The sequence below is a fragment of the Streptomyces incarnatus genome (assembly GCF_001027185.1).
GTDB classification, from domain to species: Bacteria; Actinomycetota; Actinomycetes; order Streptomycetales; family Streptomycetaceae; genus Streptomyces; species Streptomyces puniciscabiei.
Map to the genome: position 1 here is coordinate 6,920,975 of NZ_CP011497.1, position 23,974 is coordinate 6,944,948.

21 protein-coding genes and 5 tRNA genes are annotated in these 23,974 nt (G+C 73.3%); 17 read left to right on the top strand and 9 right to left on the bottom strand.

The annotated features are described in order from the left end of the window. Positions 1 to 48 precede the first annotated feature (48 nt). Positions 49 to 720, bottom strand: a complete 672-nt coding sequence (locus ABB07_RS31375; RefSeq protein WP_208901880.1) for a lysophospholipid acyltransferase family protein — start codon at positions 718 to 720, stop codon at positions 49 to 51. Positions 721 to 1,108: 388 nt separating this feature from the next. Between ABB07_RS31375 and ABB07_RS31380 the strand changes: the two genes are divergently transcribed. The 3 genes from ABB07_RS31380 (at position 1,109) to ABB07_RS31390 (ending at position 3,461) form a co-directional block, all read left to right on the top strand. Continuing rightward, entirely contained in the window at positions 1,109 to 2,320 is a 1,212-nt protein-coding gene (locus ABB07_RS31380) for a glycerophosphodiester phosphodiesterase (protein ID WP_208903693.1), read from the top strand. A 91-nt stretch (positions 2,321 to 2,411) separates the two neighbouring features. Then, a complete protein-coding gene (locus tag ABB07_RS31385; protein ID WP_208901881.1) occupies positions 2,412 to 2,918 on the top strand; it encodes a sigma-70 family RNA polymerase sigma factor in 507 nt (168 codons plus the stop codon). Between the two features lie 45 nt (positions 2,919 to 2,963). Then, positions 2,964 to 3,461, top strand: a complete 498-nt coding sequence (locus ABB07_RS31390; RefSeq protein WP_208903694.1) for a GNAT family N-acetyltransferase — start codon at positions 2,964 to 2,966, stop codon at positions 3,459 to 3,461. On the opposite strand, the gene ABB07_RS31395 is transcribed toward ABB07_RS31390, so the two are convergent. Continuing rightward, positions 3,451 to 3,909 (bottom strand): hypothetical protein, encoded by a 459-nt coding sequence (locus tag ABB07_RS31395; RefSeq protein ID WP_208901882.1) that lies wholly within the window; start codon positions 3,907 to 3,909, stop codon positions 3,451 to 3,453. The two genes, ABB07_RS31390 and ABB07_RS31395, sit on opposite strands and share 11 nt — an antisense overlap. After that, positions 3,890 to 4,249 (bottom strand): hypothetical protein, encoded by a 360-nt coding sequence (locus tag ABB07_RS31400; protein ID WP_208901883.1) that lies wholly within the window; start codon positions 4,247 to 4,249, stop codon positions 3,890 to 3,892. Before ABB07_RS31400 ends, ABB07_RS31395 begins: the two co-directional genes overlap by 20 nt. Positions 4,250 to 4,434: 185 nt before the next feature. On the opposite strand from ABB07_RS31400, the gene ABB07_RS31405 reads away from it, so the two are divergent. The 9 genes from ABB07_RS31405 (at position 4,435) to ABB07_RS31445 (ending at position 17,270) form a co-directional block, all read left to right on the top strand. Next, the gene (locus ABB07_RS31405) at positions 4,435 to 5,085 is read left to right on the top strand and encodes an HAD family hydrolase (RefSeq protein ID WP_208901884.1); all 651 of its coding nucleotides are present in this window, start codon (positions 4,435 to 4,437) and stop codon (positions 5,083 to 5,085) included. A gap of 356 nt (positions 5,086 to 5,441) precedes the next feature. After that, a complete protein-coding gene (locus ABB07_RS31410; protein WP_208901885.1) occupies positions 5,442 to 6,476 on the top strand; it encodes a methionine ABC transporter ATP-binding protein in 1,035 nt (344 codons plus the stop codon). Beyond that, on the top strand, positions 6,473 to 7,210 hold the full coding sequence (locus tag ABB07_RS31415; protein WP_208901886.1) for a methionine ABC transporter permease: 738 nt from the start codon (positions 6,473 to 6,475) through the stop codon (positions 7,208 to 7,210). Before ABB07_RS31410 ends, ABB07_RS31415 begins: the two co-directional genes overlap by 4 nt. Positions 7,211 to 7,275: 65 nt before the next feature. Beyond that, entirely contained in the window at positions 7,276 to 8,106 is an 831-nt protein-coding gene (locus ABB07_RS31420) for a MetQ/NlpA family ABC transporter substrate-binding protein (protein WP_208901887.1), read from the top strand. Positions 8,107 to 8,236: 130 nt separating this feature from the next. Beyond that, positions 8,237 to 8,854 carry a GNAT family N-acetyltransferase gene (locus ABB07_RS31425; RefSeq protein ID WP_208901888.1) on the top strand — a complete coding sequence of 206 codons (618 nt, stop codon included), beginning with the start codon at positions 8,237 to 8,239 and terminating at the stop codon, positions 8,852 to 8,854. Positions 8,855 to 8,941: 87 nt separating this feature from the next. Continuing rightward, the gene (gene cbiE, locus ABB07_RS31430; protein WP_208901889.1) at positions 8,942 to 10,189 is read left to right on the top strand and encodes a precorrin-6y C5,15-methyltransferase (decarboxylating) subunit CbiE; all 1,248 of its coding nucleotides are present in this window, start codon (positions 8,942 to 8,944) and stop codon (positions 10,187 to 10,189) included. Positions 10,190 to 10,534: 345 nt separating this feature from the next. Next, the gene (gene cobT / locus ABB07_RS31435) at positions 10,535 to 14,977 is read left to right on the top strand and encodes a nicotinate-nucleotide--dimethylbenzimidazole phosphoribosyltransferase (protein ID WP_208901890.1); all 4,443 of its coding nucleotides are present in this window, start codon (positions 10,535 to 10,537) and stop codon (positions 14,975 to 14,977) included. Between the two features lie 153 nt (positions 14,978 to 15,130). Further along, positions 15,131 to 16,363, top strand: coding sequence for a uroporphyrinogen-III C-methyltransferase (gene cobA / locus ABB07_RS31440; RefSeq protein ID WP_208901891.1), 1,233 nt, complete (start codon positions 15,131 to 15,133; stop codon positions 16,361 to 16,363). Between the two features lie 88 nt (positions 16,364 to 16,451). Next, positions 16,452 to 17,270, top strand: a complete 819-nt coding sequence (locus ABB07_RS31445) for a TrmH family RNA methyltransferase (protein WP_208901892.1) — start codon at positions 16,452 to 16,454, stop codon at positions 17,268 to 17,270. Positions 17,271 to 17,298: 28 nt separating this feature from the next. Here the strand turns inward: ABB07_RS31445 and ABB07_RS31450 are convergent, their stop codons facing one another. Beyond that, positions 17,299 to 18,711: a serine/threonine-protein kinase gene (locus ABB07_RS31450; protein ID WP_244189572.1), complete on the bottom strand. Its 1,413-nt coding sequence runs from the start codon at positions 18,709 to 18,711 to the stop codon at positions 17,299 to 17,301. A gap of 603 nt (positions 18,712 to 19,314) precedes the next feature. Here ABB07_RS31450 and ABB07_RS31455 point away from each other — a divergent pair. The 3 genes from ABB07_RS31455 to ABB07_RS31465 all read left to right on the top strand — a co-directional run bounded on the left by ABB07_RS31455 (position 19,315) and on the right by ABB07_RS31465 (position 21,386). Continuing rightward, the gene (locus tag ABB07_RS31455) at positions 19,315 to 19,491 is read left to right on the top strand and encodes a hypothetical protein (protein ID WP_208901893.1); all 177 of its coding nucleotides are present in this window, start codon (positions 19,315 to 19,317) and stop codon (positions 19,489 to 19,491) included. A gap of 585 nt (positions 19,492 to 20,076) precedes the next feature. Next, the gene (locus tag ABB07_RS31460) at positions 20,077 to 21,009 is read left to right on the top strand and encodes a phosphotransferase family protein (RefSeq protein ID WP_208903695.1); all 933 of its coding nucleotides are present in this window, start codon (positions 20,077 to 20,079) and stop codon (positions 21,007 to 21,009) included. A gap of 80 nt (positions 21,010 to 21,089) precedes the next feature. Next, the gene (locus tag ABB07_RS31465; protein ID WP_208901894.1) at positions 21,090 to 21,386 is read left to right on the top strand and encodes a TFIIB-type zinc ribbon-containing protein; all 297 of its coding nucleotides are present in this window, start codon (positions 21,090 to 21,092) and stop codon (positions 21,384 to 21,386) included. Positions 21,387 to 21,433: 47 nt separating this feature from the next. Here the strand turns inward: ABB07_RS31465 and ABB07_RS31470 are convergent. From ABB07_RS31470 to ABB07_RS31490, 5 genes are all read right to left on the bottom strand, one after another. Further along, a tRNA-Val gene (locus ABB07_RS31470) sits at positions 21,434 to 21,505 on the bottom strand. Between the two features lie 29 nt (positions 21,506 to 21,534). Next, positions 21,535 to 21,606 (bottom strand) — tRNA-Val (locus ABB07_RS31475). A 47-nt stretch (positions 21,607 to 21,653) separates the two neighbouring features. Continuing rightward, positions 21,654 to 21,725: transfer RNA gene (locus tag ABB07_RS31480), tRNA-Val, on the bottom strand. Position 21,726: 1 nt separating this feature from the next. After that, positions 21,727 to 21,800, bottom strand: a tRNA-Cys gene (locus tag ABB07_RS31485). 38 nt (positions 21,801 to 21,838) lie between these two features. Then, positions 21,839 to 21,911 (bottom strand) — tRNA-Gly (locus tag ABB07_RS31490). A 178-nt stretch (positions 21,912 to 22,089) separates the two neighbouring features. Here ABB07_RS31490 and ABB07_RS31495 point away from each other — a divergent pair. Continuing rightward, complete coding sequence (locus ABB07_RS31495; protein WP_208901895.1) at positions 22,090 to 23,145, top strand: chorismate-binding protein; 1,056 nt, start codon at positions 22,090 to 22,092, stop codon at positions 23,143 to 23,145. After that, entirely contained in the window at positions 23,142 to 23,963 is an 822-nt protein-coding gene (locus tag ABB07_RS31500) for an aminotransferase class IV (protein ID WP_208901896.1), read from the top strand. Before ABB07_RS31495 ends, ABB07_RS31500 begins: the two co-directional genes overlap by 4 nt. The last annotated feature ends 11 nt before the right edge of the window (positions 23,964 to 23,974 follow it).

Consider the following 23,974-nt stretch of genomic DNA (forward strand, 5'->3'; position numbering starts at 1 on the left):
ACCACAACGGACCCGCACCCGCAACAGATCCCGCGCCCCCAACGGCGACTAGGCGGCCTTGGCCTTCGTCGCATACATGTCCACGTACTCCTGCCCCGACAACCGCATGACCTCAGCCATCACGGAGTCGGTCACCGCCCGCAGCACATACCGGTCCCGGTCCATCCCCTCGTACCGGGAGAACTCCATCGCCTCACCGAACCGCACGGTCACGCGCCCGGGCCGCGGCATCCCCGCCCCGCCCGGCTGCAGCTTGTCCGTGCCGATCATCGCGAAGGGAACCACAGGCGCGCCCGTCATCAGCGTGAGGCGGGCGATGCCGGTACGGCCCCGGTAGAGCCGGCCGTCGGGAGACCGCGTGCCCTCCGGGTAGATGCCGAAGATCTTGCCCTCTTCGAGGACGCGCCGCCCGGTCATCAGCGCCGCCACACCACCGCGCCCGCCGTCCCGGTCCACCGGGATCATGCCGACACCCGTGAAGAACCACGCCATCAGCCGCCCCTTGAGGCTCTTGCCGGTGACGTACTCGTCCTTGCCGATGAAGAAGACCTGCCGGTCGCAGACGAGCGGCAGGATCATCGAGTCGATGAAGGTGAGGTGATTGCCGGCCAGGATCACCGGGCCGTCCCCTGGGATGTGCTCCGCGCCCTCCACCTGTGGGCGGAACATCAGGCGCATGATCGGTCCGAGCACTGCCTTGATGAGCGCGAAGCGGGACAACGGGTCCTCCGATGTCGAGGGGTCGATATGAGTCTGTGCAGGTGAGGACATTACTCGCGGCCCCGGGCGCGGCGCACATCGGGTACGGCCGGTTCACCGAGGTCTTACGAAGTGTTGACGCGGGTTTACCTGCGGTGACGCCTCGGGGACGCCCCGTAACACCACCGAGACGGTGTGACGGAGATCGCGTGAAGCCCTCACCCACTCGGCTGCCCGGCTCCGCCGCCGATCCGACGGGCCGTCACCACCCGCCTCCCAGAGGACATACCGCGTCACCCGCGTGTTCCGTCGGGGGACTCCCTTCGGTCATGTGCGCGCCCCTACGATCGGCCCGCATTCACGAGCGGACGGCAGGAGGGCGTTGATGGGCGGCGACCAGACGAACGAGATGACGGCGGGCGCGAAGACGGCGGGCGAGAAGACAGCGGGCGCGAAGACGGCGAACGACAGGACCCAGGGCACCGGGCGGCGGGCGATCCTCGGCGCGGCGGTGTTCGGCGTGAGCGGGGCGGCCCTCGGGCTGCCGGGGGCGGCCGAGGCCGCCGAGACCCGGCCGGCCGGGCAGCGCGGCCGGGGTCTGAAGAGCCTGCCGGTGCCGACGATCATCGGCCACCGGGGCGCCAGCGGTTACCGCCCCGAGCACACCTTCGGCTCGTACGACCTGGCCCTGGACCTCGGCGCCGACGTCGTCGAGGCCGGTGACCTGGTGCCCACCAAGGACGGCCATCTGGTCTGCCGGCACGAGCCGGAGATCGGCGGCACCACGGACGTCGCCTCCCACCCGGAGTTCGCCGGCCGCAAGACCACCAAGATGCTGGACGGGGTCGCCACCACCGGCTGGTTCACCGAGGACTTCACGCTCGCCGAGCTGAAGACCCTGCGCGCGGTCGAGCGGATACCGGCCAACCGGCCGCACAACACCCTCTACAACGGGCGCTGGGAGATCCCCACCTTCGAAGAGGTCCTGAAGTGGCAGGACGAGCAGACCCGCAAGCGCGGCAAGCAGGTCTGGATCTACCCCGAGACCAAGCACCCCACCTACTTCCGCAAGCTGGGCCTCGGTCTTGAGGAGCGGGTGGCGAAGCTGCTGCGCAAGTACGGCAAGGACGGCCGGAACTCGCCCGTCATCCTGCAGTCCTTCGAGCCCACCAGCATCCAGAAGCTGAACCAGCTGGTCGACAACCCGCTCGTCGTGCTGCTCTCCACGGCGGACAGCCGCCCCTACGACTTCGTCGAGGCCGGCGACCCGCGTACGGTCGCGGACCTGATCACGCCCAAGGGCCTCAGGGAGATCGCCGGCTACGCCCAGGGCATCGGCCCGACCCTTGACCTGGTCATCCCGAAGGACGCGAACGGCAACCTCACCCGGCCGACGACGCTGGTCTCCGACGCGCACAAGGTGGGCCTGGTCCTCCACCCCTACACCATGCGCAACGAGAACCCCTTCCTCCCGGCCGAGTACCGCAAGGGCAGTGCGGCCGACGGCTACGGCGATCCCTTCGGTGCCTTCAGGACGTACTTCGCGACCGGCATCGACGGGGTCTTCACCGACAACGCCGACACCGGCCTGCTCGCCCGGGCCGACTTCCGGGCGGGCTGACCGCGTCAACCCACGGCCCGTTCTCACCCCGTTCGGGGTGACTGTGCGCCGCCCGGGAAACCTGCGCCCGGGGCAGCGCGTCGTTCCGCATATGACGCACGACTTGGTGGCCGCGCTGGGCCCGCTGCTCACCGCCGAGGCCTCGGCCGAGGCATATGCCGCCGGGAGCGAGCCGGGCGACCTGGAGCAGGCCGTCTGGCTCCGGCTGCTGGAGCGGCTGCAGACCGAGGGGCCGCCGCCGGACCCGCACGGCTGGCTGCGCAGGGCCGTCCGCGCCGAGGCCCGCCGCAGCCGCCGTACCACCCGCCGGGAGCGCCCGTACGGAACCGAGCCGGCCGACGAGGCCCGCACCGACCCGGAGAGCCACGTCCTCGCGGCCGCCCGGTACCGCGCGCTGCGCGACGCGGTGCGCCGGCTGCCCGGCCGCTGCCCCCGGCTCATCGAGGCCCTGCTGTCCCCGAACGACCTGACATACCGGGAGATCGCGGGGGAGTTGGGTATCTCACAGGGCAGTCTCGGCCCGGAACGCTCCAGATGTCTGGGATGTCTGCGCCGATTGCTCACGCCGGAGGTTGCGGCCCGCGAAGTGCGGGGATAGGAGTGAGGGACGACAGGTGATCAGGTGAGCGGGAGGCGTGCGCACATGGGCATGAGCGTGACCATCTCGGTGGCGACCGAGCAGGACGCGGAGCAGATCTTCCGGCTTCAGTACCTGTGCTTCCAGAGCGAGGCGGCGCTGTACGGCAACTACCGCATCGACCCGCTCGTCCAAACACTGGACTCCGTCCGCCAGGAGGTCGCCTCCGACTGCGTCTTCGTCGCCCGGCTCGGCGAGGAGGTGGTCGGCTCGGTGCGCGGCAAGGTCACCGAGGACGGCGCCGCCGACATCGGCAAGCTCTGCGTCCACCCCCGCCTGCAGGGCCACGGCATCGGCGCGCGGCTGCTGCGCGCGGCCGAGGCGGCGCTGGCCGATGAGCGCGGCGCCACCCGCTTCCGCCTCTTCACCGGCCACCGCAGCGAGGGCAACCTCCGCCTGTACCGCCGCTCCGGCTACGAGACGGTGGGCCGCTCCAGGGGTGCCGACGGAGTGGAGATGATCATCCTGGAGAAGCGGGCGGGGGCGTACGCGGCTACTGCGTGACCGTGGTGGCCCGCGCCCTGCGCAGCCAGTACATCGCCGAGACCGGCAGCAGCACCGGGATGAAGATGTACCCCGCCCCGTAGTACGACCACACGGTCGAGTCCGGGAACGCCGAGCGGTCGACCAGCGTCCACGTGCCCACGATCAGCACACCGGCGAGCTCGGCGGCGCAGCACAGCAACGCCGCCCGCCGAGCCGTCTCGCCACCCCGGATCAGGGTGTAGGTGATGAACCCGTACACCAGGCCCGCCAGCGCCGACAGCGCGTAGGGGAGCGGCGCCCGGTCGAACTCGGTGCTGATCTCGAACGCCGAGCGCGACACCGCGCCGACCACCATCACGCCGTAGAACCAGACGAGCAGCATGCCCGGCCCGCTGATCAACCGGGCCGGCTTCTCCGCCGCCGGCTTCTCCTCCACCGCCGTCACCTCAGCCTCCCCAGATGTCATAGAGCCGCACCTCCAGCACGGCCAGCACCACACCGCCAGCGGCCACCGTCACCGAGCCCCACTTGGTCCGCTCGGCCAGGGACATGAACCCCGCCGCCGGAACGCACGCGAACGCGCCCAGCAGATACGCCACGAAGATCGTCGTGCCCTGGGCCGGCTTCTCGCCCCGCGCCAGCTGCACGATCCCGACCACCAGCTGGATCACCGCCAGCAGCGACACCGCGGCCATGCCGATGAAGTGCCAGTCCTTGGTCGGCTGGTCCCGGTAGGCGGCCCAGCCGCACCAGGCGGCGAGCAGCAGCGCGGCGACCCCGGTCACCAGCGTCAGGGCATTGAGCATGCCGTGACCTTATTACGGCCGAAACGGGCGCCGGCCCCCGGCCCCGCCCGCGCGCCGGCCCCCGGCCCCACCCCGCTCGCGCGCCGGTCCCACCCCGCCCGCGCCTCGGCCCCCACCCCACCCGCGCGTCGGCTCCAGTGCCTCCCGCGAGCCAGGGGGTCTAGACCACATCGTAGGGTCTGGGTATGACGATCCACGCGCACGCCCTCCTGTTCGACAACGACGGCACCCTCGTCTCCTCCCTCGACTCCGTCGAGCGCTGCTGGACCCGCTGGGCCGGCGAGTACGGGATCACCGCCGAGGAGTTCGGGCGCGTGGCGCTGCACGGGCGGCCGGCCGCCGAGATAGTCGCCGACCTGCTGCCCGCCCACCTGGTCCCGCGGGCGGTCGCCCGGGTCGAGCAGCTGGAGGTGGACGACGTGCCCGACGGTGGCGTACGGCTGCTGCCCGGCACGCGGGACTTCCTCGACTCGCTGCCCGCCGAGGTCTGGGCCGTCGTCACCTCCGCCACCCGGCGGCTCGCCGAGGCCCGGCTGGACGCCGTCGGCATCCTGCCCAAGACGCTGATCGCCGCCGACGACATCACGCGCGGCAAGCCCGACCCCGAGCCCTATCTGCTCGCCGCCCGGCGGCTCGGCGTCGACCCGGCCCGCTGTGTCGTCTTCGAGGACGCCCCGGCCGGACTCCAGGCGGGCCGGGCCGCCGGAATGACCACCGTGGCGTTGGCCACAACCCACCGCGCGGACGAACTCGACGCCGACCTCGTGGTGGAGGACCTGTCGGCCCTGTCCGCACTGGTCACCGACGGGGGCGTGGAGATCTCCGTCCGCCGCTGAACCCCAGGTCCGGGGTGTCCGCCGCTGTCCACTATCCGGACAGCGGCGACCTGTCAGGACCGTAGGTCTGGTTTACTGATCGCATGACCACGACGAGCTGCCGCACCCTTGCGACCGAGGCGACCATGACGCCCGGTGCTCGTTGTATGTGTCGCTCGATGTGCCGAATGTGCGCCTTCTAGAGGGCCCCCGCATCAGCTGAGCCTCGCGCCCCGAAGCGAGAGCCGTGGCATGTCCGTGCGCGCATGACTGCCCGCGCAGTCCGTACGAGACGCACATCCACTTCCATGCCTGAACCGCATGCACCCGTGCCCGGGCACACCCACGCCCGCGCACTCGACAGTGACGGAAATCCTGTGATCACCACCTCGGGCCTGACCAAGGTCTACCGCTCCCGCGGCCGTGAGGTCACCGCCCTCGACGGCGTCGATCTCCACGTCCGCGAAGGCGAGGTCTACGGCGTCATCGGCCAGTCCGGCGCCGGCAAGTCCTCCCTCATCCGCTGCGTCAACCTGCTGGAACGCCCCACCTCCGGCTCCGTGACCGTCGCCGGACAGGACCTCACCGCCCTCGCCGGCCGCGGCCCGCGCGCCGGCAAGGAGCTGCGCCGGGCGCGCAGCCGCATCGGCATGGTCTTCCAGCACTTCAACCTGCTCTCCTCGCGCACCGTGCAGGACAACGTCGAGCTGCCGCTGGAGATCCTCGGCAAGTCCGGCAAGGAACGCTCCCGCAAGGCCCTGGAGCTGCTCGACCTGGTCGGACTCGCCGACAAGGCGAGGGCCTACCCGGCCCAGCTCTCCGGCGGCCAGAAGCAGCGCGTCGGCATCGCCCGCGCCCTGGCCGGGGACCCCAAGGTGCTGCTCTCCGACGAGGCCACCAGCGCCCTCGACCCCGAGACCACCCGCTCCATCCTCCAGCTGCTGCGCGACCTGAACCGGCAGCTGGGCCTGACCGTCCTGCTCATCACCCACGAGATGGACGTCGTCAAGGCGGTCTGCGACTCCGCCGCCCTCATGGAGAAGGGCCGGATCGTGGAGTCCGGCACGGTCAGCGAGCTGCTGGCCACCCCCGGCTCGGAGCTCGCCGCCGCGCTGTTCCCGGTGAGCGGTGAGCGCACGGACGCCGACCGCACCGTCATCGACGTCACCTTCCACGGCGAGGCCGCGACCCAGCCGGTCATCTCCCAGCTCGCGCGGACCTACAACATCGACATCTCGATCCTCGGCGCCGCCATCGACACCGTCGGCGGCCTGCAGATCGGCCGGATGCGCATCGAGCTGCCCGGTCGCTACGAGGACAACGTGGTGCCGGTCGGGTTCCTGCGCGAGCAGGGCCTGCAGATCGACGTGGTGGGCCAGGAGGCTCCGCTGGTGAAGGAAGGTGCCAAGTGACCTGGTCCGAGATGCAGCCGCTGCTGTCGCAGGCGTGTACCGAGACGTTCCAGATGGTGCTGTGGTCGACCCTGATAGCCGTCGCCGCCGGCCTTCCGCTCGGCATCCTCCTCGTCCTCACGGACCGGGGCGGCCTGCTGCAGAACGTCCTCGCCAACAAGGTGATCGGCCAGATCGTGAACATCGGCCGGTCCATGCCCTTCATCATCCTGATGGTCGCCCTGATGAGCTTCACCCGCTGGGTCACCGGGACGACGATCGGTACGACCGCCGCGATCGTGCCGCTCGCCATCGGCGGCATCCCGTTCTTCGCCCGGCTGGTCGAGACGGCTGTCCGGGAAGTGGACAACGGTCTCGTCGAGGCCGTGCAGTCCATGGGCGGCAACACCTGGACGATCGTCCGCAAGGTCCTCGTCCCCGAGGCCCTGCCCTCGCTGATCGCCTCCACCACCACCACGGTCATCGCCCTCATCGGCTACTCCGCCATGGCCGGCACGGTCGGCGGCGGCGGCCTCGGCGACCTCGCCGTCCGCTACGGCTACCAGCGCTTCGAGACCGAGCTGATGTGGATCACCGTGGCGATCCTCGCCGTCGTGATCTCCCTGATCCAGTTCGCCGGCGACGTCGCGGCCCGCTCCCTGCACAGCCGCGGCGGCCGCTCCGGCCCGGCGCCGAAGCTCCGCCTGCTGAAGGCGGAGGAGCCGGCCGCGGCCGACGTCGGCAAGGCCGCCTGAGCGTCCCTCAAGACTCCCCGTACACCCACACGGGGTCGCACCACCCTTAAGGAAAGGCACTTTTCGTGCGTAACACCGCCAAGTTCACCGCCGCCGTCCTCGCCACCGGAGCCCTCACCCTCGGGCTGACCGCCTGCGGCTCCGGCAACTCCGCCAGCTCGCACGACTACAGCGGCCCGCTGGTCGTCGCCGCGAGCCCGACCCCGCACGCCGAGATCCTGAACTTCGTCAAGGACAAGCTGGCGAAGAAGGCGGGCCTCGACCTGCAGGTCAAGGAGTTCACCGACTACATCACGCCGAACACGGCGACCGAGGACGGCTCGGTGGACGCCAACTACTTCCAGAACCAGCCGTACCTGGACGACTTCAACAACAAGCGCGGCACCCACATCGTGCCGGTCGTCACGGTGCACCTGGAGCCGCTCGGCCTGTACTCCCACAAGGTCAAGAAGGCCGACGCCCTGAAGAGCGGTGCGACCATCGCCGTCCCGAACGACGCCGTCAACGAGGCCCGCGCCCTGAAGCTGCTCGCCGCCAACGGGCTCATCACCCTCAAGCCCGGCGCCGGCAACGAGGCGACCCCGCAGGACATCGCCAAGAACCCCAAGAACCTGAAGTTCAAGGAGGTCGAGGCGGCCCAGACCCCGCGCTCCCTGGACGACGTGGACGCCGCCGTCGTCAACGGCAACTACGCCATCTCGGCCGGTCTGAAGCCCGCCAAGCAGGCCCTCGTCCTGGAGTCCGCCACGAACAACCCGTACGCCAACTTCCTCGCCGTGAAGAAGGGCAACGAGAAGGACCCGCGGGTGAAGAAGCTCGCCAAGCTCCTCGTCTCGCCCGAGGTCAAGAAGTTCATCGAGGACAAGTACCAGGGCTCGGTCATCCCGTCCTTCTGACACCGGCCGCAACGCACGGGGTCCGCACCCTCACCGGGTGTGGACCCCGTCGTGCGGTTCAGTGGTTTCATGCTGCATGCTGGGCAGTTCAGCAGGCCCTGACGGTTTTTCCGAAGTTACGGAGTGGCGCATGACTGGCACCTTTCCCAACGTCTCCATCAGCACGGAGCGGTTGGTCCTGCGCCCCTTCGAGGAGTCCGACATCCAGGCCTTCGCCGAGATGATGAACGACGAACTGGTCACCGCCTGGACCTCCGTCCCGCAGCCCTACACCGAGGCCGAGGCCCGCGCCTGGATCACCGAGCGCGCCCCGGCCGAACGCGCCGAGGGCCGCGGCATCGTCTTCGCCGTCGACGAGTTCCTCACCCAGCGCCTCGTCGGCATCGTCCATCTGCAGAACACCGACTGGCGGGTGCGCTCGACCGAGATCGCCTACGTCATCGCCCCCTGGGCCCGCGGCGAGGGCTATGCCTCCGAGGCCGCCCTGGCCACCGCACAGTGGCTGTTCCACGACCAGAAGTTCGAGCGCCTGGAGCTGCGCACCGCCGCCGACAACACCGCCTCCCAGCAGGTCGCCCAGAAGATCGGCTGCATCAGCGAGGGTGTCCTGCGGGGCGCCTGGATAGCCCGCAGCAGGACCGGGGACGGGACGTGGACGGACGTACGCACCGACGTCATCGTCTGGAGCCTGCTGCCGGAGGACCTGGCCGACACGAGCGGTTTCACCTCCTACTCCGACTGGAACTGAGCCCCCGAGCGTCACCAGGTACGCTCAGGGAGCCCGGCTACGGGCCCACACCCCTGACGACCTGCGAAGACCTGGAGAGAGACGACGATGGCCGACCGGGTCACGGTGATCGGCTGGGACGGCTCGCCGCTGACCGACGCGGCACGCGCCGCCCTCGGCGCCGCCACGCTCGTGGCCGGCGCGGCCCACCACCTGGCGCTGCCCGAGGTCCCGCCCACCGCCGAACGCGTCCGCCTGGGCAGCGTCGCGCTCGCCGCCCGCCGGATCGCCGCCCACCGCGGCACCGCCGTCGTGTTCGCCGACGGCGACCCCGGCTTCTTCGGTGTCGTACGCACCCTGCGCGCCCCGGAGTTCGGCCTGGAGGTCGAGGTCGTCCCCGCCGTCTCCGCCGTGGCCGCCGCCTTCGCCCGCGCCGGCATGCCCTGGGACGACGCCCAGGTGGTCGTCGCCCACCCGCGCACCCTGCGCCGCGCCGTGAACGTCTGCCGCGCCCACACCAAGGTCGCCGTCCTCACCGCACCCGGCGCCGGACCCGCCGAACTCGGACTCCTGCTGGAGGGCGTCCACCGGACCTTCGTCATCTGCGAGGAACTGGGCACCGAACGCGAACAGGTCACCGTCGTCACCTCCGACAAGGCCGCCGACCACACCTGGCGCGACCCCAACGTGGTCATCGTCATCGGCGGACCCGTCGGGGCCGGTGACGGCGGCGGCTGGATCGCCGGGCGCGACCCGGGCGCCGGCCCGCGCGGCTGGGTGCAGCCCGACGCGTCGTACGGCGACGGACCCGGCGGCGGACGCGGCGGCGGTCCCGGTGGCGGACTCGGCGAGGGCGAGACGGAGCTGCTGCGCGCCGCCCAACTGGCCCGCCTCGGGCCCCGGCTCGGCGACCTGGTCTGGGACATCGGCTGCGGCTCGGGCGCGTTCGCCGCCGAGGCCGCACGGGCCGGAGCCGCCGTCCTCGCCGTCGACCGGGACCCGGCGGCCTGCGCCCGGACCGACGCGGCCGCGCGCCGGTACGGCGTCCAGCTCCACGTGGTCCAGGGCACCGCCCCGCACGTCCTGGAGAACCTGCCCGAACCGGACGTCGTCCGGGTCGGCGGCGGGGGAGCGGCCGTCGTCTCCGCGGTCGCCGACCGGCGCCCGCAGCGCATCGTCACGCACGCCGCGACCCGCGACGCGGCCGAACTCGTCGGGCGCGACCTGACCGAGCACGGCTACCGGGTCGAGTGCGCCCTGGTGCAGTCCGTCCAACTCGACACCCGCGCCTGGACCGAGACCGAGCGGAGTGTCGCGTTCCTGCTCAGCGGGGTGCTGCTGGATCGCAACCCGTGATCCTGTTGTCGTACTGCGCGCGGTAGGCTGGCCGATCGTTGTGCCACACCGGGCGGCCCGGAACTTCGTTCGTCAATGACCGGAAAGCACGCCCGTTTTGGGGTGGGTGTGGTACTGCGGAACCGGAGGACGCGCAACGTGGCGCAGTCCACAGCGGGCTGTCGCGGATCATGCTGTCGCGACGGCGCGACGGCCGGGACAATGCCACTGAATGGCTTTGTCGCCTTTTCCGGCGGGTCGTTCGTGCCGCTGGGCACGGACGCTCGTTCTTCACTACGGGCGGTCGGTGCGCCGTTCCGGGTGAGCTGGTCGTAGGAGCACTAAACCGATGGGCGAGGGGTACGCATGACCGACACCGGCCAGGTCCCGGCCGAGGGGCAGCCGGAGAGCGCAGGCATGGTGGAGCAGCCGGGCGTCGCCGCGCACGGTGCGTACACCTACCTCTCCGAGGCACCCGCCGAGGACGAAGACCTGCTGCTGCCGGGCGCCCAGGGCGCGTGGGGCAACGAGGTCGCGCCACCCGCTCCGGAACCGGTCGTCGAGGCCGTCCACGAGCCGGGCCCGCACGAGACGGCCGGCCGTGACAGCGGCTCCGTCGACCTCAGCGGCGTCCGCCTGCCGGACCCGGCCCCGGCGTCCGTGCCGTCGTCGCCGATCCTCTCGGCGCCGCAGGACCAGCAGGCCGCCCCGCAGGCGCCGCGCCGTCCGCTGCACCTCGGCCCGCCGATTCCCGACGCCTCCGCCAGCCCGGTCCGCTCCCTCGCCGACCGCGGCCCGGCCGGAGCGCCGGTACGGCAGCCTGGTCCGGCCGCGCCCGGCCCCGAGTACCTCGACGCCCAGCCGCTGCGCGACATGGCGCCGCAGAGCGCGGCCCCCTGGGGCGCCGTGCCCGCCGAGGCCGGCGTACCGGCACCCGCGGCGGTGGCCCAGGTCGGCACCCAGGCGCCGGCTGCCGAAACGGTTGACCCGGCCGCCCCCTCCGGGCACGCCACCGACCCGTCCGGCGCCGCCCAGGCCGCCGTCGCCCGCCTCGCCGGCCAGGCGGCCGCACCGGCACCGGGCACGGCACAGATGGTCCACGGCCACGACGGCGTGCAGCCGGTCCATGGCCACGACGGTGTGTACGAGGCCCCCGTTGGCGCGCTTGCCGACGGCGGTCAGCCGCTTGTCGCCGGTCAGGGGGCCGAGGGTGCTTCCGAACCCGGCACGGCCGCAGGCCCGGAGGGCGCGCAGGCGCCTGTTCCCGGTCAGGGCGCCGAGGGCGTCCAGCAGGTCTCCGGGGAGGGCGGCGAGGCCGGTCAGGGCGTGCCCGGTGCGCAGCACGAGGACGTCGTGCCCGCCATGGGCGCTGTCCTCGGCGCGGAGGACAGCGCGGGCGCCGGTGCCGGTGTGCCGGTGGCAGAGGCAGAGGCGGAGGCCGGCCTGGCCGCCGAGGGTGCCCTGGTCGCGCCCGAGGCCGAGCAGGCCGCTGCCGCGGAGCCCGACGCGGCACCGGATCCGGCTCCGGCTCAGCCGGTGGCCGACGCCGCACCCGTGCCCGGGACGGCACCGGTGAACCCCGCCGATCCCGGTGCCGCTCATGCGGCCCAGGTCCAGGCGGTGCCGGGCGAGCCCGGGCCCGGTCAGGTGCCGCACGACGCGCCGGCAGCCACCGGCGCCGAACCGCCCGCGCCGGCTCAGCCCTCGGCTCCCGCTCATTCTGGGGAGGCCTCGGAGCAGGGCGAGGGCGCGCCGGGGGCCGCCGACGCCGGGCCGGCCGCCACGCCTGCCGCGGGGACGGTCGCCGCGCAGGGCGCCGCCGAGACCGCGGACACCACTGCCGCACAACAGGCGCCGGACACTGCCCAGTTCGCCGAGGAGACCGTCCCCGCCCAGGGTGAGGCCGTGGTCCCTGCCCAGGGTGAGGCCGCCGTCTCCCTTCAGGGTGAGGCCGCCGCCCCGGCCCAGCCCGAGCCGAACAGCCCCGTTGCGGGGGAGCCGCAGACCGGCGCGGTGGCGGGGCAGCCCGCCGCCCCGGACGCGCTCGCGCCAGCCGAGGACGCGTCCGCCGTCCAGCAGGTGCCCGCAGCCGAGGACGCGTCCGCCGTTCAGCAGGTGCCCGCAGCCGAGGACGCGGCCGCCGTCCAGCAGGTGCCCGCCGCAGCCGAGGACGCGTCCGCCGACCGGCAAGTGGCCGCCGCAGAAGCCGTACCGGCGCCCGAAGCGGCGGCCGTGCCCGAGCCCGGGACCGCGGACCACGCTCCGGAGGCCGCGCCGGCGGAGCTCCCGGCACCCTCGCCGACGCCGGACGCCGCCTCGGCAGTGCCCACCGCTGACGGCACCGGTACGCCGGAGCCGCAGCCTTACCCGGCGCAGGGCCCGCAGCTGGCCGAACCCGTCGCACCCGCCGCCGAAGCCGTGCCCGGCGCGGCACACCCCGCGTCCGCCGGCGTGCCCGGCGAGGCGCACCCCGCGTCCGAGGCCGTGCCCGGACCGGCGCAGACCGCCGCCGTCCCGCAGCCGCAGGCACAGCCCGAGCCGACCGAGCAGGACGCGCCCCAGCAGGTCGCCGCAACCCGGACGGCCCCGGTGGTGAACGGCCTGGACGCGCCCGCCGGACCGCAGACGCAGCCCGTCGAGCCCCTCGACGCGCCCGTCGCCGACGGCGCCCCGGCGCCGGCCGCCGCCGCGGCCGGGGCCACGCCGGTCGAGCCCGCCGACGGATCCCTCGCGCACCCGGAGGCCGGCGACCGGCCGGCCCCCGCCGAGCAGGCCGGGCCGCTGCCGTCCAACGTTCCGCTGCAGGCGCACCCGGAGCAACCGATCGGTCAGTTCGTGCAGGTGGAGGGCCAGGTGCCGACCACCCCGCACCTGGCGCCGACCCCGCCGCAGCCCATGGTCCTCGCCACGGAGGAGGCGCCGGAGCCGGTGGCCATGGTGCCGGCACCCCGCGAGGGCGAGCCCGAGCCCGCGGCGGCCCCCGATGTCGTACAGCACGCGGAGGACCTGCAGACCAGGGCCGCCGACCAGGAGGAAGAGAGCACGGCCGCAGTGGCTGAAGCACCGCAGTCCACCGGCCCCGCCGCGCCCGGCTACAACGACGCCGAGCGCGAGGCCGTCCTGAAGGTCATGCGCGAGCGCCGCGACATCCGCAACGGCTTCCGCGGCGACCCGATCCCGCACGAGGTGCTGCTCCGCGTCCTGGAGGCCGCCCACACGGCGCCCTCCGTGGGCCACTCGCAGCCCTGGGACTTCGTCGTCATCCGCTCCGCCGAGACCCGGCGGACGATGCACGAACTGGCGATGCGTCAGCGAGAGGCCTACGCCAAGTCGCTGCCCAAGGGCCGGGCCAAGCAGTTCAAGGAACTGAAGATCGAGGCCATCCTCGACACCCCGGTCAACATCGTCGTCACCGCCGACCCCACCCGTGGTGGCCGGCACACCCTCGGCCGGCACACCCAGCCGCAGATGGCGCCGTACTCCGCCGCCCTCGCCGTCGAGAACCTGTGGCTCGCCGCCCGCGCCGAAGGCCTCGGCGTCGGCTGGGTCAGCTTCTTCGACGAGCGCGAGATGGTCCGCGCGCTCGGCCTGCCCGAGCACCTGGAGGTCATCGCCTACCTGTGCGTCGGGTACGTCGACGAGTTCCCGGACGAGCCCGAGCTGATGCAGGCCGGCTGGTCCAAGCGGCGCCCCCTGTCCTGGGTGGTGCACGAGGAGACGTACGGCCGCCGCGCCCTGCCCGGAGAGGAACCCCACGACCTGCTTGCCGAGACCGTCGCACAGATCCGCCCGCTCGACGCCAAGGCGCTCGGCGAGGCCTGGGAGCGCCAGAAGCGCATGACCAAGCCGGCCGGCGCGCTCGGCATGCTGGAGATCATCTCCGCCCAGCTGTCCGGGCTGTCCCGGCAGTGCCCGCCGCCGATCCCGGAGCCCGCGGCCGTCGCCATCTTCGCCGGCGACCACGGCGTGCACGCCCAGGGCGTCACCCCCTGGCCGCAGGAGGTCACCGCCCAGATGGTGGCCAACTTCCTCGGCGGGGGAGCGGTCTGCAACGCCTTCGCCGGCCAGGTCGGCGCCGAGGTGTGCGTCGTGGACGTCGGCGTCGCCGCCGACCTCCCGGCCACCCCCGGCCTGCTGCCCCGCAAGATCCGCGGCGGCACGTCCGACATGACCACCGGCCCCGCGATGACCCGCGAGGAGGCGAAGGCGGCCATCGAGGTCGGCATCGAGACCGCCCGCGACCTGGTGGCGGCCGGGAACAAGGCGCTGCTCACCGGGGAGATGGGCATCGCCAACACCACGGCTTCGGCCGCCCTCATCTCGGTGTTCACGGGTGCCGACCCGGCCGAGGTGACCGGCCGTGGCACGGGCATCAACGACGAGACGCTGGCCCGCAAGACCGAGGTCGTCCGCCGCGCCCTGGACCTCCACCAGCCGGACCCGGCCGACCCGATCGGTGTCCTCGCCGCGATCGGCGGCTTCGAGCACGCGGCCATGGTCGGCCTCCTGCTCGGCGGCGCCTCACTGCGTACGCCGGTGATCCTGGACGGCGTCAGCGCCGGTGCCGCCGCCCTGGTGGCCCGCGCGATCGCCCCCGAGGTCCTCGCGGCCTGCATCGCCGGCCACCGCAGCGCCGAACCCGGCCACGTGGCCGCCCTCAACAAGCTGGGCCTGCGCCCGCTGGTCGACCTCGACCTCCGCCTGGGCGAGGGCACGGGCGCCCTGCTGGCCCTGCCGCTGGTGCAGAGCACGGCCCGGGCGATGCACGAGGTGGCCACGTTCGACTCGGCCGGGGTCACCGAGAAGTAAGAGGTCACGGGGTCACGGCAGGGGTGGTCCGGCGTTCCAGCAGCCGGACCACCCCGTGCCCGCACCCCTGTCCACAGCTAAAATCCGCACGTCAGGGCCGCTTCGACGCCGCAGCGCGCCCACCGCACCGCCCTGCACGAGGAGCCGTCCCTCATGGCCGAACACCCCGCCTACCCCGTAGGCCTCCGCCTCTCCGGCCGCCGCGTGGTCGTCCTCGGCGCCGGCACGGTGGCCCAGCGCCGCCTCCCGGCACTCATCGCGGCCGGCGCGGACATCGTCGTCGTGTCCCCCGAGGCGACCCCCTCCGTCGAGGCCATGGCGGAAGCGGGCGAGATCACCTGGACCAGGCGGCCGTACCAGGACGGCGACCTCGCCGAGGCCTGGTACGCCCTCATCGCCACCAGCGACCCCGAGACCAACACCGCCGCCTCCGCCGAAGCGGAGCGCCACCGCGTCTGGTGCGTGCGCTCGGACGACGCCGACCAGGCCACCGCCTGGACCCCGGCCACCGGTCACAGCGAGGGCGTCACGGTCGCCGTACTGACCACGGACGCCCGCGGCCGCGACCCCCGCCACACGGCCGCCATCCGGGACGCGGTGGTGGAGGGCCTGCGCGACGGCACGCTGGTGGCGCCCCACCACCGCACCCGCACCGCCGGCGTCGCCCTGGTCGGCGGCGGCCCCGGCGACCCCGACCTGATCACGGTGCGCGGCCGCCGGCTGCTCGCCGAGGCCGATGTCGTCATCGCCGACCGGCTCGGCCCGCGCGACCTGCTCGCCGAACTCCCGCCGCACGTCGAGGTGATCGACGCGGCGAAGATCCCGTACGGCCGTTTCATGGCCCAGGAGGCCATCAACAACGCCCTCATCGAGCACGCCAAGCAGGGCAAGTCGGTGGTACGGCTCAAGGGCGGCGACCCGTTCGTGTTCGGCCGGGGCATGGAGGAGGTCCAGGCACTCGCCGAGGCCGGCATCCCGTGCACGGTCGTCCCGGGCATCTCGAGCTCGATCTCCGTGCCGGGGGCGGCCGGCATCCCGGTCACCCACCGGGGCGTGGCGCACGAGTTCACGGTCGTCAGCGGCCATGTCGCCCCGGACGACGAGCGCTCGCTGGTCGACTGGCCCTCGCTGGCGAAGCTCACCGGCACGCTGGTGATCCTGATGGGCGTCGACAAGATCGGGAAGATCGCCGAGACGCTCGTCGCCCACGGCAGGTCCGCCGACACCCCGGTCGCGCTGGTGCAGGAGGGTACGACGGCCGCGCAGCGCCGCGTCGACGCGACCCTGGCCACGGTCGCCGAGACGGTGCGGACCGAGGAAGTGAAGCCCCCGGCGGTCATCGTCATCGGCGAGGTCGTGACGGTCGGCCCCCGGCCCGCCGCCTGACCGTCCACCGCTTGATCACGCGTAACCCGGGGTAACCTACTCGTTCCCAGCCGTTGGCAGCACACGCAGGACAAGGCAGTATCACCCTGTGGCCGATCTCATCACCGTCGAGGATCCCGACGACCCGCGCCTGCGCGACTACACAGGCCTGACCGACGTCGAACTGCGCCGCAAGCGCGAACCCGCCGAGGGCCTGTTCATCGCGGAGGGCGAGAAGGTCATCCGCAGGGCCAAGGAAGCCGGTTACGAGATGCGCTCCATGCTGCTCTCGGCCAAGTGGATCGACGTCATGCGCGACGTCATCGACGAACTCCCCGCCCCGGTCTACGCCGTGAGCCCCGAGCTCGCCGAGCAGGTCACCGGCTACCACGTGCACCGCGGCGCGCTCGCCTCCATGCAGCGCAAGCCGCTGCCCACGGCCGGTGAACTGCTGCGCTCCGCCCGCCGGGTCGTGGTCATGGAGTCGGTCAACGACCACACCAACATCGGCGCGATCTTCCGCTCGGCCGCCGCCCTCGGCATGGACGCGGTCCTGCTGTCGCCCGACTGCGCCGACCCGCTGTACCGCCGGAGCGTCAAGGTCTCCATGGGCGCGGTGTTCTCGGTGCCGTACGCCCGTCTGGAGACCTGGCCGAAGGGCCTGGACTCGGTCCGCGAGGCCGGTTTCACCCTGCTCGCGCTCACCCCGGACGACAAGGCCCGCGCCCTGGACGAGGCCGCCCCGCACCGGATGGACCGGGTCGCCCTGATGCTCGGTGCCGAGGGGGACGGACTGTCCACCCAGGCCCTGGTCGCCGCCGACGAATGGGTGCGCATCCCGATGTCCCACGGCGTCGACTCGCTCAACGTGGGCGCGGCCGCGGCGGTCGCCTTCTACGCGGTGACCACCGGCCGCCCGGAAGCCTGACCCCACCGGCCGGCTTCCGGACCGCGGGTCACGTGTCCCGGCCCTGCCCCGGCGTGGGCCCGTACCGTTCGGACACCGGCCGGCCGGCCACCGCCGCCGGACGGCTCGGCTGAGCGAGCCGCTGGTGCCGGCCGGCGTCGTCGCCGAGGCCGCGGGCCGGGCCCTGGCAGCCCTGGGCCACCGCGATGCCGAGCGCCACGAGCAGCGTCACCACGACGAACACGAACAGCCGCTGACGCAGCAGCCGGGGATTGGCCGGCCGCAGTCCGGTGCCGGTCGTACGCTGCACCGGCCGCCCGGAGCCGTTGCGCTGGGCCGGACGGGTGCCGTTGCCTGAGCGCCGGTCACCGCGCGGCGGCGGGGTCGGGCGCGCCGAACCCGGCCGTGCCGGGGCACCCGAACCGTTGCCGCGCGGGCCGCTGCCGGTCCGCGCGGACGCTCCGCCGCGCGCCGGCGCACCACCCCGGGCGGGCGCACCGCCGCGCGGCACCGGGGTGCCGGGGGCGGCGCGCCGCTGGGTGCGCTGCTGCTCGGGGTAGGTGTCGACGAGCCGACCGGTGGGCTGGTCCGCCTCCGCGGCGCGCGGCGCCGGCGGCCGTACGTCCGTCAGGCCCTGGGCCTCGCGGGCGGCGATCTCCTTGAGCCGCAGCGACAGCTGCAGCGTGCTGGGCCGGTCCTCGGGGTCCTTCGCCAGGCAGGCCCGTACCAGCGGGGCGAGCGCGTCCGGTACGCCGTGCAGCTGCGGCTCCTCGTGCACCACCCGGTACAGCATCACCTCGGAACTGCCGTGCCCGAAGGGCGAGTCGCCGGTGGAGGCGTAGGCGAGGGTCGCGCCCAGCGAGAACACGTCCGTCGCCGGGGTGACGGCCGCGCCGCGCACCTGCTCGGGCGCGAGGAACCCGGGGGAGCCGACCGCCGTGCCGACGTGGGTGAGCGTGGAGGCGCCGGTGGCCCAGGCGATGCCGAAGTCGATGATCCGCGGCCCCTTGGGGGACAGCAGGATGTTGGACGGCTTGAGGTCCCGGTGGACGACACCGGCCTCGTGCACGGCGACCAGGCCCTCGGACAGGGCCGCGCCGACCGCCGCCGTGTCGGCCGCGCTCAGCGGGCCCTCGTCGGCGACCTTGTCGTGCAGGGAGGGCCCGGGTACGTACTGCGTGGCGAACCAGGGCCGCTCGGCCTCCAGGTCCGCGGCGACCAGCCGGGCCGTGCAGCCGCCCCTGATCCGCCGGGCCGCCGAGACCTCCCGGGCGAACCGCGACCGGAACTCCTGGTCCTCCGCCAGATCCGGCCGGATCACCTTCAGCGCGACCCGCTGGCCCTTCTTGTCGGAGCCGAGGTAGACCACGCCCATCCCACCCGCGCCGAGCCGTCGGTGAAGCCTGAACGAGCCGACGACGCGCGGGTCCTCGCGCCTCAGGCGCATCATCGCCATGTTCATCCCCGCTGCCCGGTCCCTGTGACGTGGCACAGCTTACGTTTCCACGGCCGCCTGCGCGCAGAGGCCGCGCCCTCCGGTCCGGACGGATTGTGCCGGCCACCGGTACGACATGAAACGCGGTCAGGAAGCGAAGCGGCGCGGGGCCCTTGATCCGTCCGCACCCTCAACCGACTGCGGGTGTCGGGGCGTTGAGGTCGCGAGAGACCGGCACATGCCGGTCGGGGCGGCCGTCCGGCACCCGCCATGGACCGACCGCGGACCCGGGCGCGGGACGGGCCGCGCACCGGACGCGACGCCACTCCCACACCCGTCCGGAGTGATCGAAGTCACTCCTCGTGATCGCCGGATCCTTCGGAAATGACCGGACACAGCGGGCGGCCCCTTCCGGGAAGACCCCGAGACCCCGGCCCGCGTCTCCACCCAGGGGAGTACGTCCCGAGTTGTGGCTCATCCTCGGGGAGGCCCGGCAATCGGTACGAAGGCATGACGCCCGGCAGGCGCCCCACGCCTAGATTTGAGGTCAAGCGGCGGGTGCAGCACTCGTCCCCCGAGGTCAGACACCCGCCGCTGCCGACGACAACCGACACGGTCAGGAGAGGGACCATGGCCCACCCGGCACCGCGACGCCCGGCGTTCGCACCGCGCCGGACGGGCCGCCGCCACCCCGTGGTGGCGACGCTCATGGCCCTTCCCCTGGCGGCCCTGCTCCTGCTCGTCTTCGACGGCTGGGAGACGGTGGCCACACAGGCGTCGTCCGTGGGTGCGATGCTGGGGCGCTGAGCGGCGACCCCAGGCCCGGAAGAGCGGTCCGGGCGGGGACATCCATCCAGGAAACCCCGTGGGGACGGGGGTGCGGCGGACGGCACAAATGCCGGCGCAGCTGGGGAGCTGCGCCGGCATGCGCCGTTTTCTCAGCGCCGCAGCGGGGTCTCGCCGTGGGGTGCGGTGCATTGCCGGCTGCGGGTGCGTTGTGGCCGTCCGCGCCCACGCGGCAGAGCCGCATATCAAAACAGCCCCGCGCCCCTTTGCGGCGCGCATCGCCGTCGTGGCCTGCGGGCATTCGTGCCGCTAAGGGCGCCCACAGCACCGGCAGCCGTACGACCTGCTCAGCCTGCGGGTTGCTGGCGGGGCGGGGCGGGGCTCGCGGCAGCCGCTGCCGTGCGGCCTGCTCAGGCTGCGGGCAGTCGTGCCGCTGGGGCGATGGGGGTCCCCCCGCTCGAGCGAAGCCGAGAGTGGGGGAGGGTGGGCGCGGGCGGCACCCCGTCGGCGCGGGCGGGCGACGCCCCGCCCCCGGCCGGCGCCAGTACCCTCGGCTGCGCAGCCCACCGTCCCGAGGAACCCTTGACCACTGACACCCCCGCCCTCATGCCCGCGCTCACCGCGAAGGTCAGGGCCGCCGCACACCCCGGCACCGGTGGAGACGCGTGTGCCTGTGGCACCGCCACCCTCGCCGACCGCCCCGACGCCACCGTCGTACGGCACGCCGGCACCGTCGCCAAGGCCCACGCCCCCGGTACCGACCCCGCCGAGCTGACCCGGCGCCTCGCCGTGGCCGCCGGCCTCCCGGACGTGCTCCTGCCCCCGCTCGCCCCGGCCCCCGCACTCCTGCTGAACCGCCTGGCGACCTTCTGGCCGTACGGCACCCCCGTGGACCCGGACGACCGGGACGCGGCGCCCTGGGAGGCCACCGCCGTCCTCCTCGCCCGGCTGCACCGCACGCCCCCGCCCGCCGGCCTGCCCCCCATGCGCGGCCCCGTCAAGGCCGCCCGCGCCGTCGCCCGGCTGCACTCGGCCCTGCGCGCCGCGCCCCATCCGGCGGCCGGCCCGGTCCTCGCCGCCTGGGCCGCGCTGCCCGCCTGGGCCCGCGCCGAGGCCCCCATGCCCGGCACCCCCGCCCTCTGCCACGGCGACCTGCACCTCGGCCAGCTGGTCCGCCACCCGGCACCGGACGGCCCCTGGCGCCTGATCGACGTCGACGACCTGGGAACCGGTGTCCCGGCCTGGGACCTCGCCCGCCCCGCCGCCTGGTACGCCTGCGGACTCCTTCCGCCCGACGAGTGGACGCGCTTCCTCGGCGCCTACCGGCGGGCCGGCGGCCCGGCCGTACCGGCGGCCGGCGACCCCTGGCCCGCCCTTGACGTCCCGGCCCGCGCGCTGACCGTGCAGACGGCCGCCCGTGCCGTCACCAAGGCGCTCGCGGCCGGCCGTCCGCTGGACGAGGTGGAACAGGCGGCCGTCGACGCATGTGCCCGAATGACCCCGATTCCGCACCAGTTGGCGCCCGGCGTGACCGACTAGGCTGCAACCGGCCCGGGCTGGACGGAGTCTGTCCTGGGGAGACGCGAAGCAGGACCGACCGGCGAGGAGTTGAGCCGACCATGCATTGTCCGAAGTGTCACGCGCCGATGCACACCTACAACCGCAGCGGCGTCCAGATCGAGCAGTGCAGCGGCTGCCGCGGCATCTTCCTCGACTACGGCGAGCTGGAGGCGCTGACCCAGCTGGAGGCCCAGTGGTCCAAGCCCGTCCCGCCGGTCCCGCCCGCCCCGCAGGGCTACCCGGCGCCGCCGGCACCCGCCTGGGGCGCCCCGCACGGCGGTCACCACGGCGGCCACGGACACCACGGCCCCCATGGCCACCACAAGAGCTGGGCGCACATGCTCTTCTCCAGCTGAGCACACGAACAAGCCCCCGGTCGCGAGACCGGGGGCTTGCCGCTGTGTGGACGATACTGGGATTGAACCAGTGACCTCTTCCGTGTCAGGGAAGCGCTCTCCCGCTGAGCTAATCGTCCGCAGCCCGTGACCCGAGGATCACAGACAGTGCGCGATACTGGGATTGAACCAGTGACCTCTTCCGTGTCAGGGAAGCGCTCTCCCGCTGAGCTAATCGCGCGGGTGGGGATCTTCGAGAAGACCCGTGGATCCTGCGAGAAGATCCAGTGGACGATACTGGGATTGAACCAGTGACCTCTTCCGTGTCAGGGAAGCGCTCTCCCGCTGAGCTAATCGTCCTTGGAGGTGGAGACGGGATTTGAACCCGTGTAGACGGCTTTGCAGGCCGTTGCCTCGCCTCTCGGCCACTCCACCAGGAGTGTAGGGGATCGGGATGACCCCTTCTTCCTTCGAGCGGACGACGAGGCTCGAACTCGCGACCTCAACCTTGGCAAGGTTGCGCTCTACCAACTGAGCTACGTCCGCCTGTCGTTTCGGTCCGCTTCCGCGTCCCGGCGACGTGTTGAACTCTAGCGGATTCCCGGGCCAGTACAAAAACGCGTTTGCGCAGCGTGCTGCGCTGCCCCCGACGGACCCCGTGGTCAGAGCTCCCTCCGGGACATCCCGGGGCCACCTGTCGGACACCCGACCTAGACTCGACCACGTGCTTCACCACCCTTCCGGCCTCCTTCCCCTGGCCCGCTTCGGCGACCGCGTCGCCACGGGTCTCCTCGACGTGACCAGCGACCCCGCAGCCCTGGACTCCACGGGCTTCTGGGCCGTCTGCGCGGACTTCGAGGGCCGCCTGACCTGCGCCCGCTTCGCGGACGTGCGGGAGGAGCCGGTGCCCGCCCCGGTGCCGGGCGGCTGGCGTGGCCCGGCGGTGGGGGAGTGGACCTCCTCCCTGGACCGGGCCGCGTACACGGCCGCCGTCCGCCGGATACGCGAGCACATAGCGGCCGGCGAGGTCTACCAGGCCAATCTCTGCCGGGTGCTCAGCGCGCCGGTCGCCCCGGACGCCGACGTCGACGCCCTGACCGCCCTGCTGGCCCGCGGCAACCCGGCGCCGTACGCGGGGACGATCAGGCTGCCGGCGCACGGCGTGGAGATCGCCACCGCCTCGCCCGAGCTGTTCCTGCGCCGCCGCGGGCGTGTCGTGGAGTCGGGGCCGATCAAGGGCACCGGGCGTACCGAGGCGGACCTCCTGGAGAAGGACTACGCCGAGAACGTGATGATCGTGGACCTGGTCCGCAACGACATCGGGCGTGTCTGCGCCACCGGCAGCGTGACCGTCCCCGACCTGTGCGCCGTGGAGAAGCACCCCGGCCTGGTCCACCTGGTCTCCACGGTCCGCGGCGAGCTGCGGGACGGGGCAGGGTGGCCGGACCTGCTGGCCGCCGCCTTCCCGCCCGGCTCGGTGACCGGTGCGCCCAAGTCGAGCGCCCTGCGGATCATCGAGGCTCTCGAGACCGCCCCGCGCGGGCCGTACTGCGGCGGCATCGGCTGGGTCGACGCCGACCGGGGCACGGGCGAGCTGGCCGTGGGCATCCGCACCTTCTGGACCGACCGGGAGGCAGGGGTGCTGCGCTTCGGTACCGGCGCCGGGATCACCTGGGGCTCCGACCCCGAGGGCGAGTGGCGGGAGACCGAGCTGAAGGCGTCCCGGCTGCTCGCGGTAGCGTCGGGGGCGTACGAGGCAAGCGGAGGGGTGTTGGCATGAGGATCTGGCTGGACGGCGGGCTGCGGGACCCGGAATCCGCCCGTGTCTCCGTCTTCGACCACGGGCTGACCGTCGGCGACGGCATCTTCGAGACGGTGAAGGCGGTCCACGGCAGGCCGTTCGCCCTCACCCGGCACCTGGACCGGCTGACCCGCTCGGCCCGGGGCCTCGGCCTGCCCGACCCCGACCACGACGAGGTCCGCGAGGCCTGCGCGGCGGTCCTGGAGGCGAATCCGATGCCGCTCGGCCGGCTGCGGATCACCTACACCGGCGGTCACGGCCCGCTCGGCTCCGACCGCGGCGAGCACGGCCCGACCCTCGTGGTCGCCCTCGGCGAGACCACCCGCCGCCCCGACACCACCGCCGTGATCACCGTCCCGTGGACCCGCAACGAGCGCGGTGCCCTCACCGGCCTGAAGACCACCTCGTACGCCGAGAACGTGGTCGCCCTCGCCCGCGCCCATGAGCACCGCGCGTCGGAAGCACTGTTCGGCAACACGGTCGGACAGCTCTGCGAGGGCACCGGGTCGAACGTCTTCGTCGTCCTCGACGGCGAGATCCACACTCCGCCGGTCGCCTCCGGCTGCCTGCCGGGCATCACCCGCGCGCTGACCGTCGAGTGGACCGGCGCCAAGGAGACCGACCTGCCGCTGGACGTCCTGCGCGGCGCCGACGAGGTCTTCCTCACCTCGACCCTGCGCGACGTCCAGGCCGTCCACCGCGTCGACGACCGCGAGCTGCCCGGCACCCCCGGTCCGGTGACCGCCAAGGCCATGCGGATCTTCGACGAGCGGTCCGGGCAGGACCTGGACCCCTGAGCCGGGGTGAG

Excerpts from the sequence above, each read along its gene's own strand:
- ABB07_RS31380 (WP_208903693.1), top strand. The coding sequence starts at position 1,109 with ATGACGGCGGGCGCGAAGACGGCGGGCGAGAAGACAGCGGGCGCGAAG.
- ABB07_RS31385 (WP_208901881.1), top strand. The coding sequence starts at position 2,412 with ATGACGCACGACTTGGTGGCCGCGCTGGGCCCGCTGCTCACCGCCGAG.
- ABB07_RS31390 (WP_208903694.1), top strand. The coding sequence starts at position 2,964 with ATGGGCATGAGCGTGACCATCTCGGTGGCGACCGAGCAGGACGCGGAG.
- ABB07_RS31395 (WP_208901882.1), bottom strand. The coding sequence starts at position 3,909 with ATGACATCTGGGGAGGCTGAGGTGACGGCGGTGGAGGAGAAGCCGGCG.
- ABB07_RS31400 (WP_208901883.1), bottom strand. The coding sequence starts at position 4,249 with ATGCTCAATGCCCTGACGCTGGTGACCGGGGTCGCCGCGCTGCTGCTC.
- ABB07_RS31405 (WP_208901884.1), top strand. The coding sequence starts at position 4,435 with ATGACGATCCACGCGCACGCCCTCCTGTTCGACAACGACGGCACCCTC.
- ABB07_RS31425 (WP_208901888.1), top strand. The coding sequence starts at position 8,237 with ATGACTGGCACCTTTCCCAACGTCTCCATCAGCACGGAGCGGTTGGTC.
- cbiE (WP_208901889.1), top strand. The coding sequence starts at position 8,942 with ATGGCCGACCGGGTCACGGTGATCGGCTGGGACGGCTCGCCGCTGACC.
- cobT (WP_208901890.1), top strand. The coding sequence starts at position 10,535 with ATGACCGACACCGGCCAGGTCCCGGCCGAGGGGCAGCCGGAGAGCGCA.
- cobA (WP_208901891.1), top strand. The coding sequence starts at position 15,131 with ATGGCCGAACACCCCGCCTACCCCGTAGGCCTCCGCCTCTCCGGCCGC.
- ABB07_RS31450 (WP_244189572.1), bottom strand. The coding sequence starts at position 18,711 with ATGAACATGGCGATGATGCGCCTGAGGCGCGAGGACCCGCGCGTCGTC.
- ABB07_RS31455 (WP_208901893.1), top strand. The coding sequence starts at position 19,315 with ATGGCCCACCCGGCACCGCGACGCCCGGCGTTCGCACCGCGCCGGACG.
- ABB07_RS31460 (WP_208903695.1), top strand. The coding sequence starts at position 20,077 with ATGCCCGCGCTCACCGCGAAGGTCAGGGCCGCCGCACACCCCGGCACC.
- ABB07_RS31465 (WP_208901894.1), top strand. The coding sequence starts at position 21,090 with ATGCATTGTCCGAAGTGTCACGCGCCGATGCACACCTACAACCGCAGC.
- ABB07_RS31500 (WP_208901896.1), top strand. The coding sequence starts at position 23,142 with ATGAGGATCTGGCTGGACGGCGGGCTGCGGGACCCGGAATCCGCCCGT.